Origin of the sequence: Neptunicoccus cionae (genome assembly GCF_002860325.1) — a bacterium.
Classification (GTDB): Bacteria; Pseudomonadota; Alphaproteobacteria; order Rhodobacterales; family Rhodobacteraceae; genus Amylibacter; species Amylibacter lutimaris.
Map to the genome: position 1 here is coordinate 128302 of NZ_PKOJ01000006.1, position 11491 is coordinate 139792.

Genomic DNA, 11491 nt, shown 5'->3' on the forward strand with positions numbered 1-11491 from the left:
TGTCAAACAATGCTTAATGAGTGGTTAATTGTTGAAAACACGAAGACATTTCTGGCTGTCCTGATACGGAGCAGGCTAAAGATTGTTAACAGATCAGGGACAATCGCTTGAAAGCAGTCTTAAAGGCCGAAAATGCCTGTTTTTCAGGACTTCCAGCTGAATTTTGTAAAACCCTGCACAACCGTGGGGAGAACGGCTTCACACCTTTAGCAAGGAAAGAGCGCAACTGATTCTCCGCGCTCTTCTACTTGCGGAACTCCAGCACTTTCTCAGGATCTAGCCTTCCCCGCACAAGATCCATCACCCCCAGAAGGTTTCCATAAAGTCGCCCGCGACGATCGACCCAAGGCTCTGGACGTAAGGTTTTGATGATATTGGCCAAAATATTGCGCGCTATGATTGAAAGCGCCCGCTTGGGGATCATGGTGCCCTTTTTCATCAAGTAAAGTGGATTGGAGATTTGGGAATATCCGAAGGTCTTGCCGTTCGTACGCCCGCCTTTTGTGCCCAGGTGCACCCCTGCCAGCGCATCGGATCGCACCACCCGACCGTAACGGGCGATCTGGCGGGAAAAATCCACGTCTTCCAGCCATGCGTAAAGCGGCAGGGTTTCATCGAACCGTAACCCGTGTTCCACCACAGGCCCTGTGTAAAAGGCCATGTTACAACCGTACCCGTTGTATGTCGGCTGAAGCGGGTATTCTGTGTGCCCGTCCGTATTCCAATCCAGAATGTCCAGCCCTTGCGCGTGGCTGTACCCCGGGCCTGATATCCCGTCGGCCAGCACCTTACCCGTTGCCATAACTACGTCGGGATGCCGGTTAAACAGGGCTTTGATCTGTTCCAGATAGGTGCTGGCCATAAGAAAATCGTCGTCGGTGAAAACCACTACATCCTTTGGCCGAACCAGCTCGAGCACACGGTTGCGCTGGTGGCACGCGCCTTTCGATCCGATACGCACCTTTACAGGACAACGCATTTTTTCCAAGACACTACGATCAATATCGCTTTCGCCGGTGATCGAAAGCACCAGTAGATCCGGTTGCAGCGTTTGACGGGGCAGTTCGGCGAGTGTTTTGGACAACACCTCCCGCCGCCCTGTCGTTGCAATCGCCATAATCACCCGCCCGACCCTGTCTGCCTGACCGGCAGGCATCACTGGCGTTGCGTTTTTTTCAATTTGCTGGATCGCTGTAACGTTATTATACATGGATTTACTCACTGATCACTTGAACGGGTGGAAACGGATTGAAGCATTGCGGCACGGAATGGGTCAGATGACATCGCAGGAACGGGTCTTGCAGATGTTTGCGCGGTTGGAGCGCCGGACACTCTGGTGGATCGTAATCCTGTTTTGCCTGTTGGTCTGGGGCGCTCTGGCCGCCCTGCTTCTGAAATAGGCAGGACGACAGAGCCTCCTCCTAGCGGGCCCCCTGTCCGCCAAGCACCACAGAAACAGTCTTCAGAACAATGCCGAGATCCCCACGGAACGAGTGACTTTTCACATAAGCCACGTCCAGATCGACCCGCTCCTGATACGTTGTGTCTGACCGGCCGCTGATCTGCCACACGCCAGTCAATCCCGGGCGGACCGATTTATAATCGGCGAAAGCACTGCGATAGTGTTTGGCCTCGGCGGCCACAATCGGACGCGGACCAACCATCGACATATCCCCCCGCAGAACATTCCAAAGCTGGGGCAATTCATCCAGACTGGTTTTACGCAGGATTTCACCGACCGCTGTCAGGCGTGGATCGTTCAAAAGTTTCTGGTTCTGCTCCCACTCCGCACGGGCGGCAGGATCGCTGGCCAGCACCTGTGCCAGTCGGGCATCGGCATCCAGACACATTGTACGGAATTTAAGGCATTTAAACGGCTTGCCGTTCTTGCCGACCCGGGTATGTGCAAAGATGATCTGCTCACGGTCTTTAAACCAGATCAAGGCAGCGATGAGCACCATGAATGGCGCAAAGAATGCCAGCAGGATTAAAGCACATGCGATATCGAATAGCCGCTTCGACAGACGGCGCGAAACGGCCACACGGCCTTTCGTGATAGACTGCAACTCGTCGATGCGAACGCGCGTGCCCTCAAGCTCGCTCGACTTTACATGATAAACCATTCTGTTTCCACTTCGTACTCACACACTCGTAACAGTCACATCAGAATCACACCCTGCTACAAAAATACCTTTTTTCCGCAACATTTCGCCATGAAATATGGCATTCGGGTTTTTGCCAGTATTTTGGGAGTGTTAAAAATATCCTTTCGTATACAACACCTTACCGATTGCGAGAACAAATCGCGATGGTTCCAAATTGGAAACAATAGGTTTCCGCCATAACTCCACCATCTTTTTGCCCTTTTTCAATCCAAAGACACAGGCCATACACTTAATTCAATAACAGGCCGGAACACCCTTCAAAGAAAACCTACAGGCCAGGTCCATTTTATGACATCCAGACCCATACCAAATCCAAACCGCCGCGCTGTATCCGACGGGGTGTGGACCATGATGGAACGTGTGCTTTCCCAGGTTAGCCAGCTTGTCATATTCATCACAGCTGCACGGATTCTCAGCCCTGCCGAGTTCGGCGTCTTCGCCCTGACCTCTGCCTGTGCGATCCTTTTGTTGCGTTTCGCCGAAGTCGGATGGGCTCCATATATCATGTCATGGTCCGGCACGGCGCGCGTGCCCCGCCAGATTCTGTACATCGCAATCCTGTTTGGCCTTGGTGCGGCCGTGATTGGGGGGCTGGCTGGACTGGTTTACTGGATGATCGCGCCGGACAGCAGTGTTGGCCTGTTGATTATGCTTTTCGCTTTTTGGGTCCTGCTCGCCACCACGTCTTCTGCGCAGAAAGGTGTGATGATCTGGCAGCACAAACTGCGGGCTTCTGCCGTTTGTGAAATCTCCGGAGAGCTGGCAGGGCTGGCCGTCGCGCTGGCTGCCCTTTTCTCCGGTTTTGGCGTCCTGTCGCTGGTTTTTGGCCGGATCGCCCTGCAAACGGTGCACCTGAAACTTAGTTTTTTCTTCACACGCCTGCCTCCCAGACGGGGCATGTCTGCCGCGCAGTTGCGCGATCTGCGGGATTATTCGATACCGTTGTTTTCAAGTCGTATGACATTCAATTTCAGGCTGTATGCTGCAACTTTTATCATTGGCGGCTTTCTTGGCGCGGCGGCTGTGGGATATTACCGCGCCGCCGAACGGCTGGTCGGCGCTCTGACAGAAGTTGTCGCCGTGCCATCACAAGTCCTTGCGTGGAGCCTGTTCCGGCAGGCCCGTGACAGCGGCGGAGGCGGGCTGGCAGGTTTCCAGAAACAGGCTGATACCTACTTCCACGTCCTGTTCCTGACCGCCCTGCCGATCTTCATCTGGACCTGCGTGTTTGCAGGAGAGTTGATCACAGGGCTGCTCGGGGCGGAATGGCTTCCGGCTGTACCGGTTGTCATTATCCTCGCACTGGCGCGTGCGCTCTCTCTGCCAACCTTTGCCTCGGAACCGATCCTGTCGCTGGCAGGGGAAATCCGCAGGATGCCGAAGGTTTCGGTACTGTTTTTGGCAATGACCATAGTGCTGAACCTGATCGCCAGTCCTTTCGGCATGATCGCTGTGGCATGGGCGCAGGTTGCCGGTTCGGTTATCGTTACTGTGGTAATGCTCTGGCTGACACGGAAATACGGTGCAGTGGCGTGGCAGGGTTTCTTCCGCCACAGCCGTTTCATCATCGTGCCTCTGGTTCTGGCCACAGCGGCGCTGGAGGTTCTTCAAGGCCTGACGCTATTTGAAGGCTTGCCGGATATGCTGCGCGTTCTGGCCGTGTCCGTGCCAACAGTGGTAATCTACGGTGCCGCGCTCTATCTGTTTGACCCGAACCTGCGACAGGCTGCGAAGGCCTATTTCAAGGGCAATGCACAGGATCAGGAGGCCTCCTGATCCTGCTGTAAGGTCACGCAGTTGCTTACGCTTCTGCGTTTTCCGGAAAGAAACACGCGGCAGAATGGGGTGTTACGCCAAGCTCCGGGCGCTCTGCCCGGCATTTATCCTGCGTTTTCCAGCAGCGGGGCGCAAAAGGACACCCTTCCGGCACAGCCAGCGGCGACGGCAGTTCCCCTTTCAGCTTGATCTGGCGCTTTTTATTGGCCGGATCCGCCTGCGGCGTCGCAGAGAGCAGCGCGTTGGTATAAGGGTGCTTTGGCGCACCGAACAGGTCTTCCTTGCTGCCCTTTTCCACAGCACGGCCCAGATACATCACGATCACCTCATCCGCCACATGGCGCACCACGCTCAGGTCGTGGCTGATGAACAGATAGGCCAGTTGCATCTTTTCCTGCAAATCCACCAGAAGGTTCAGAACCGAGGACTGTATCGACAGGTCAAGCGCGGAGACAGGCTCATCCAGTACCAGAACCTTGGGATCAAGCATCAATGCCCGTGCAATGGCGACACGCTGACGCTGCCCGCCAGAGAACATATGGGGATAGCGGTCATAATGTTCCGGACGCAGCCCCACCAGCGACAGGATTTCCCGCGCCTTGGCCTCCCGCTCCTCTTTGGAAATATCGGGACGGTTGATGATCAGAGGTTCCTGTAATATCTGCCCGATCCGCTGGCGCGGGTTGAGCGATCCGTAAGGATCCTGAAACACGATCTGCACGGATTTGCGCAGGCTGGCCCAGTCGGATGGCACCACAGGTTTACCATCGAGCGTCAGGCTGCCCGAGGTAGGTTCCTCGATCATGGTGACAAGACGGGCGAGTGTTGATTTACCGCAACCGCTCTCCCCCACCACCGCGAGGGTTTTACCGGGGTATAGCGCGAAATCCACGCCGCCGACCGCCTTGAGGATGTTGGGTTTGCGCAGCAGTCCGCCGCTGACTTCATAGTGACGCTGAAGCGCCTCGGCTGTCATGACAGGTGTCGCACTCATGATGCTATCCTCTCGTCCGTGTTAAGCGGGTAGAAACACCGCGCGTGTCCAAGTTCCGGTCCTTGCGGGGCGGGTTGCTCGGCTTTGCATTTGGAGTTGGCGAATTTGCAGCGGGGTGAAAACAGGCAACCGGCGGGGCGGTCGAATTGTCCCGGAACCATGCCCGGAATGGTGGGCAGATGCTTTTCCGTTGCCCGTTCGGGCAGCGCGTCCAGCAGGGCCGCCGTATAGGGGTGATGCGGGCTTTGGAACAGGGGCAGCACCGGCTGCTCTTCGATCTTCTGACCGGCATATTGCACGCTGACCCGCTCGGCTGTTTCTGCCACAACCCCCATATCATGGGTAATCAGCACCAGCCCCATACCATTGTCGTCCCGCAGACTGGTCAGCAGGTCGAGGATTTGCGCCTGAATCGTCACATCCAGCGCGGTCGTCGGTTCATCAGCAATCAGCAGTTTGGGTTTGCAGGCAATCGCCATCGCGATCATAACGCGCTGGTTCATCCCGCCCGACATCTGGTGCGGAAAGGCCGACAGGCGGCGTTCGGGATCGGGGATGCCAACCTGTTCAAACAGCTCTACCGCGCGGGCGTGACAGGCCTTGCGGCTTAGGCCCAGATGCACGCGCAAGGTTTCCTTGATCTGCCAGCCCACGGTAAAACATGGGTTAAGCGAGGACATCGGCTCTTGGAAGATCATCGCCAGATCCTTGCCAACCACACGGCGACGCTCGCGCTTGCCGATGGTCAGCAGGTCATGCCCGTCAAAACTCATTTCGTCCGCTGTCACCGTGGCGGTCCATGGCAGCAGCCCCATCATCGCCAGCATGGACACGGATTTCCCCGAGCCGCTCTCCCCCACAATCGCAAGGATTTCGCCGGTGTTTACGTCCTGATCGACCCCGTCCACCGCACGGAATTTGCCCGATGCGGTTGCGAAATCGACGCTGAGGTTTCGGATGCGTAACAGTGACATGGCTCAGCTCCGTTTCAGTTTGGGATCAAGTGCATCGCGCAGCCCGTCGCCCAGCAGGTTGATCGCCAGAACAGTGACAAGGATGGCAAGGCCGGGGAAAGTCACGACCCACCACGCGCGCAGGATAAACTCGCGGGCTTCGGCCAGCATGGTGCCCCATTCCGGTGTGGGCGGCTGCGCCCCCATCCCCAGAAAGCCGAGCGCGGCGGCGTCAAGGATCGCCGTGGAAAACGACAGTGCCGCCTGCACGATGATCGGGGACAGACAGTTGGGCAGCACGGTGACAAACATCAGGCGCAGCGTCCCTGCCCCCACGACCCGTGCCGAAGTGACATAGTCTTTCTGCCGCTCCGACATCACGCTGGCGCGGGTCAGGCGCACGTAATGGGGTTGCAGCACAATCGCGATAGCAATCATCGCATTGATCAGGGACGGACCAAGTATCGCCACCAGCACAAGGGCCAGCAGCAGCGATGGAAAGGCCAGAATAATATCCATGATCCGCATGATGATCGTATCGACCCATTTAGGTGCGAAACCGGCCAGCAAGCCGATCAGGATTCCGCCAGAGGCCGCAACGCTGACCACCACAATCCCCACAAAGAATGAGAACCGCGCACCCACGATCAGGCGGGACAGCATATCGCGGCCCAGCGGATCGGTGCCCAGCAGGAATTCGGTACTACCGCCCTCCTGCCAGAACGGGGGTTGCAGCGCGTTGCTGCGGAATTGCTCGGTCGCGTCATGGGGCGCGATCCACGGCCCGAACAGGGCGAGAAAGGCAAAGACCGCAAAAATCCACAGGCCGATCACAGCGCCGCGGTTTTCGCGGAAGTAGAACCAGAATTCTTTCAGACGGGAGGGCCGTTCTTCACCGATGGCTTTGGCTGTCTGTGTTGAAGAAGCGTCAGTCATTACCGTTTCCTGATTTTCGGGTTAATCAGACCATAGAGCATATCCACAGTCAGGTTTACGATCATCACCATCACGGCGATCAACAGCAGGCCACCCTGCACCACCGGATAGTCGCGGCGGAAGATGCTATCCACCATCCACTTGCCAATTCCCGGCCAGCTAAAGATGGTTTCCGTCAGGATTGCGCCTGCCAGCAATGTGCCAACCGACAGGCCGATCACGGTGATCACCGGAATAAGCGCGTTGCGCAGGGCATGGATCGAATTGATCCGCGCCGGTGACATGCCCTTGGCTCGCGCGGTGCGCACATAATCCTCGCCCAGCACTTCAAGCATGGCAGAGCGGGTCTGCCGTGCAATCACAGCCAACGGAATGGTGCCCAGCACGATCGTGGGCAGGATCAGATGCCGGATCGCGGACCAGAACGCCCCCTTCTGGCCGGAGGCCAGACTGTCGATCAGCATAAACCCTGTCGGATCAGGGAAGTAATACAAAAGATCAATCCGCCCTGACACCGGCGTCCAGCCGAGATTGCCTGAAAACACGATGATCAGCAGCAGCGCCCACCAGAAGATCGGCATGGAGTAGCCGACCAATGCGGTGGACATCAACGCGCGGTCAAAGAATTTGCCACGATTTACAGCTGCAATCACACCCGCAGGCAGCCCCAGCACAATCGCCAGCACCATCGCACACAGCGACAATTCCAGTGTTGCGGGAAACAGGGTAAAAAATTCGTCCCAGACGGGTTTCTTGGTGACAAAACTATTGCCAAGGTCCCCTTGCAGAACACCAGTGAAATAGTCCCAGAACTGAACATACATCGGCCGGTCAAAGCCGAATTGCGCTGCAAGCTGGTCGTATCTTTCCTGACTGACGCCCCGCTCTCCGGCCATTACGATGATCGGATCACCGGGCAGAACGCGGATGAAGGCAAAGGAAATTAGGGTCACGCCGAAAAAGGTCGGCACGAAAGTCAGCAGTCGGCTCAGGACATAGTTTAGCACGGAAGCACCATCAGTTCTTTGGGAAAGTGGGTCAGCAATTTGTAACCGTCCTGCGTGATCAGAACGTCATCTTCGATGCGCACACCAAAGTTGCCGAGCTGGTAAAGTCCCGGTTCATTGGTGTAAACGGTTCCCGCGGGTAAGGTCATGTGATTTCCCCGCATGATGTAAGGGGCTTCATGCACGCTGCGCCCCAGCCCGTGTCCGGTCTTGGTGCGAATACGATCCGCGTAGGGCGAATTTTCAAGCACGCTGATAACAGCATCGTCGATTTCATGGGCCGTGACACCGGCACGGGTCACATCCAGACCGGCGAGGTTGGCTTTCAATACAGTGTCATAAACCTCCCTGCCCTCGTCGCTGACATGGCCCAGAAAAACGGTGCGCGTAATATCGGCGGCAAAGCCATCCTTATAGGCGCCAAAGTCAATCAGCAGGGCATCCCCTGCCTTAACCGCATAATCGGCACGGGCGTGCGCATGGGGCATCGCGGAATTATCGCCCGCCGCAACAATCGGCGAAAACGACAGGTCATCCGCTCCTTCGGCAAACAGCATCTGGATCAGCGTTTGCTCGATTTCCTTCTCGCTCTGTCCCAGTTTAACCGTATCCAGCGTGCGGTGCAGGGCCCGTTCGGAAATACGGATGGCCAGTTGCAGGGCGGCTACGTCCTTGTCGGTCTTGATCATCCGGAGTGCCGAAATCTCGCGCTCCGCATCAATGATCTGCAAATCGGGCTGCGCCTGTTTCAGCGCGTGATGAACAAAGACCCGCATGACCTGCCCTTCCACACCGATAGAGGAAATCTTCAGGTGGTCCATCATTGCCGAAAAGGCATCAGAATATCCGGTCTGGTCGCGCCAGTCGAAGACGGCGCCCTCGAACCCCACCTGCATCCAGCTGCCAAGTTCGAGGTTGGGCACCAGTGCTGCAGGGGCACCTTCCGCGGGGATCACCAGTACAAAGGGCCGCTCATGGCTCATGAAACTGTGTTCTACCGCGCGGGTAAAATTGGGTCCGGGCACAAGGGCCACGGCATCTACGCCAAGGTTGGCCGCTACGGCGGCATAAGGGGCAAGGCGGTCTGTCAGGGAATCTGTCACGTGTCGGTCACTCGTCGACTGGAGGAGTTAAAAGGAGTGAGGGCGGCATCTTGATGCCGCCCTCCTGTTACCTGGATTGTTACTCGGACAATCCAACTTCGTTAAAGATGTGGCTGCCGAGCGGGTGAACCACATAGCCTTCCACTTCGGGGCGCATTGGCATGTACACAACAGAGTGTGCAATCGTGGCCCAAGGCGCCTGATCCTTGAAGATGACCTGTGCTTCTTCATAAAGCTTGGCACGCTCTTCCTGAGAAGACTCGCTTTTGGCTTTCTGAATCAGGGCATCGAACTCTTCGTTGCACCATTGTGCGCGGTTGGATTTGCCAACGCCGTCACAGCCCAGCAGAACCGCAAGGAAGTTGTCCGGGTCGCCGTTGTCACCGGTCCAGCCCAACAGAATTGCGCCATCGCGGTCCAGTTCCTTGGAGCGGGACAGGTATTCACCCCATTCGTAAGACACGATTTCCACGTCCACACCGATTTTGGAGAAATCTTCCTGCATCAGTTCGGCCATACGCCGTGCATTCGGGTTGTAAGGACGCTGAACCGGCATCGCCCAGATTTTCATGGACAGGTCGGTTACGCCTTCAGCTTCCAGCATGGCTTTGGCTGCTTCGGGATCATGTGCATCGTCCTGAATGTCGTTGTTGTAGGACCACATGGTTGGCGGGATCGGGTTTTTGGCGATCTGGCCGGAGCCCTGAAACACAACATCGATGATGGATTGCTTGTCGATGGCCATGTTCAGCGCTTTACGCACCTTGGGGTTGTCGTATGGCGCCACTTGCGTGTTATAGGCCAGATAGCCCACGTTCAGGCCTTCCTGTTCCATAACTACGATGCTTTCATCGCTTTTCATCGCTTCCACATCTGCAGGGTTCGGGTAAGCCATGACATGGCATTCGCCCGCCTGAACCTTCTGGTAGCGCACAGACGCATCCGGAGTGATCGCAAAGATCAGGGATTCAACCTTGGCTTTGTTGCCCCAGTAGTCATCATTGCGCAGGTAACGGATCACCGCATCTTTTTGATAGGCCTGGAAGGAGAACGGACCGGTGCCGATTGGCGCCTGGTTTACCATTTCCGGTGTGCCGGCTTCCAGCATGGCATCTGCGTATTCCTTGGATACGATAGAGGCAAAATCCATCGCCATATTGGCAATGAACGGCGCTTCGGGGCGGGTCAGGTTGAACACAACCGTATAATCGTCAACCTTTTCGATGCTCTCGATCAGGTCCGGCATGGACATGCCGCCAAAGTATTCCCAAGTGCCGCCGGACACCTTGTTGTAAGGGTTTTCGGCATTGCCCTGACGGTCGAACGTGAAGATCACGTCATCCGCGTTGAAGTCCCGTGTCGGCGTGAACTGGTCGTTGGAGTGAAATTTCACGCCTTTACGCAGTTTGAAGGTTACGGTTTTGCCGTCCTCGGAAACTTCCCAGCTTTCAGCAAGGCCCGGTACGGTTTCCGTGGTGCCGGTTTTAAATTCCGCCAGACGGTTGTAGATCGGCTGGCTCGACGCATCGAATGTCGTGCCGGCAGTGTAAAGTGCAGGGTCAAAGCCTTCCGGGGAACCTTCCGAACAGTAGACCAGTGATTGTGCAAATGCTCCGCCTCCCAGCGATGCAAGCAAGAGGCCCGAGGCCAGTGTGGATTTAAGTGACATTGTTTCAGTATTCTCCGTTGGTTTGGTTTTAGAGTATTGGCAGCAGATGTTTCTGTCTGCGGATTTGCCCTCTTAGGGGCGCATCGGGACAAGTTCGGAAACTTGCTCACCGTGTTCTGTATCCGTTGGCGAAAGCTCTCCGGATTTCTGGTATTGCATCCGACCGACCCACAAAATCCGCGCGGGCTTGTCCGAGGCATTGGCCCAGCCGTGGGGTTTTTCCCCCAGATAATGCAGGCTGTCTCCCGTGGTCATCGTATATTCGCGTCCACCGACCCGTTGCACGATCTCACCTTCCAGAATGTAGATGATTTCCTCGCCCACATGCTGGATCAGTTCGGATTCATATCCGGGAGGCACGTTCAGCACGAAAGACGTCATCTCGTGACCGGGCAGGTTCACCCCGATTTGTTCGTATTCGACGGAGGAACCAGCCACGGAAAACCGCGGGCGGCTGCCACCACGGGTGAAGCTTTCTGCAACAGCGGGCGTGCGGATAAAGTAATCCGCCGTTTGTCCCAATGCCTCTGCAATCTGGGAAAGCGTCCCGAGTGTCGGTGTTGCGCGGTCCCGCTCAACCTGACTGAGGTACCCGACAGAAACACCGCTTGCGGCGCTAAGTTGCTGTAGCGTCATGGAGCGACGCTGACGTTGGCGCCGCATTCGCGCGCCCAACCCGTTTCCGAGCCCGTTGCCCGGATCTTTTGCGTCATTTGTGCGGTCTGCTGACACAGAATCCTCCCGTTTACGCCGGTCTTTGCCGATCTTGGCGCGTAGGGTGCGCAGAAATAAATTTTGCGTCAACAATAAAAATTTTACTCTTAAAATAATTAGTGAACACAACAGTTTAGGCAGGCCCTTCGGCCCGCCTAAATCTCTGATTACTGA

General features: G+C 56.3%; 11 protein-coding genes. 2 read left to right on the forward strand and 9 right to left on the reverse strand.

Features of this window, described 5'->3' with window-relative positions; all coding sequences use genetic code 11:
• Positions 1-244: 244 nt before the first annotated feature.
• The gene (locus tag C0U40_RS14515; RefSeq protein ID WP_219619804.1) at positions 245-1210 is read right to left on the reverse strand and encodes a glycosyltransferase family 2 protein; all 966 of its coding nucleotides are present in this window, start codon (positions 1208-1210) and stop codon (positions 245-247) included.
• Here C0U40_RS14515 and C0U40_RS20115 point away from each other — a divergent pair.
• On the forward strand, positions 1209-1400 hold the full coding sequence (locus C0U40_RS20115) for a hypothetical protein (protein ID WP_145991944.1): 192 nt from the start codon (positions 1209-1211) through the stop codon (positions 1398-1400). The two genes, C0U40_RS14515 and C0U40_RS20115, sit on opposite strands and share 2 nt — an antisense overlap.
• Positions 1401-1421: 21 nt before the next feature.
• Here C0U40_RS20115 and C0U40_RS14520 read toward each other — a convergent pair whose 3' ends face one another.
• A complete protein-coding gene (locus tag C0U40_RS14520) occupies positions 1422-2123 on the reverse strand; it encodes a sugar transferase (RefSeq protein WP_101656530.1) in 702 nt (233 codons plus the stop codon).
• 330 nt (positions 2124-2453) lie between these two features.
• Here C0U40_RS14520 and C0U40_RS14525 point away from each other — a divergent pair, with 330 nt between their 5' ends.
• A complete protein-coding gene (locus tag C0U40_RS14525; protein WP_101656531.1) occupies positions 2454-3941 on the forward strand; it encodes an oligosaccharide flippase family protein in 1488 nt (495 codons plus the stop codon).
• Between the two features lie 25 nt (positions 3942-3966).
• Here C0U40_RS14525 and C0U40_RS14530 read toward each other — a convergent pair whose 3' ends face one another.
• The 7 genes from C0U40_RS14530 to C0U40_RS14560 all read right to left on the reverse strand — a co-directional run bounded on the left by C0U40_RS14530 (position 3967) and on the right by C0U40_RS14560 (position 11335).
• Positions 3967-4935 carry an ABC transporter ATP-binding protein gene (locus C0U40_RS14530; protein WP_101656532.1) on the reverse strand — a complete coding sequence of 323 codons (969 nt, stop codon included), beginning with the start codon at positions 4933-4935 and terminating at the stop codon, positions 3967-3969.
• A complete protein-coding gene (locus C0U40_RS14535) occupies positions 4932-5909 on the reverse strand; it encodes an ABC transporter ATP-binding protein (protein ID WP_101656533.1) in 978 nt (325 codons plus the stop codon). The genes C0U40_RS14530 and C0U40_RS14535 overlap by 4 nt, the downstream gene beginning before the upstream one ends.
• Positions 5910-5912: 3 nt before the next feature.
• Positions 5913-6824, reverse strand: a complete 912-nt coding sequence (locus C0U40_RS14540; RefSeq protein ID WP_101656534.1) for an ABC transporter permease subunit — start codon at positions 6822-6824, stop codon at positions 5913-5915.
• On the reverse strand, positions 6824-7831 hold the full coding sequence (locus C0U40_RS14545) for an ABC transporter permease subunit (RefSeq protein WP_101656535.1): 1008 nt from the start codon (positions 7829-7831) through the stop codon (positions 6824-6826). The genes C0U40_RS14540 and C0U40_RS14545 overlap by 1 nt, the downstream gene beginning before the upstream one ends.
• The gene (locus tag C0U40_RS14550; protein ID WP_101656536.1) at positions 7825-8934 is read right to left on the reverse strand and encodes a M24 family metallopeptidase; all 1110 of its coding nucleotides are present in this window, start codon (positions 8932-8934) and stop codon (positions 7825-7827) included. The genes C0U40_RS14545 and C0U40_RS14550 overlap by 7 nt, the downstream gene beginning before the upstream one ends.
• Before the next feature lie 79 nt (positions 8935-9013).
• Positions 9014-10603, reverse strand: a complete 1590-nt coding sequence (locus C0U40_RS14555; protein ID WP_101656537.1) for an ABC transporter substrate-binding protein — start codon at positions 10601-10603, stop codon at positions 9014-9016.
• A 72-nt stretch (positions 10604-10675) separates the two neighbouring features.
• On the reverse strand, positions 10676-11335 hold the full coding sequence (locus C0U40_RS14560) for a helix-turn-helix domain-containing protein (protein WP_286135008.1): 660 nt from the start codon (positions 11333-11335) through the stop codon (positions 10676-10678).
• Positions 11336-11491 lie beyond the last annotated feature (156 nt).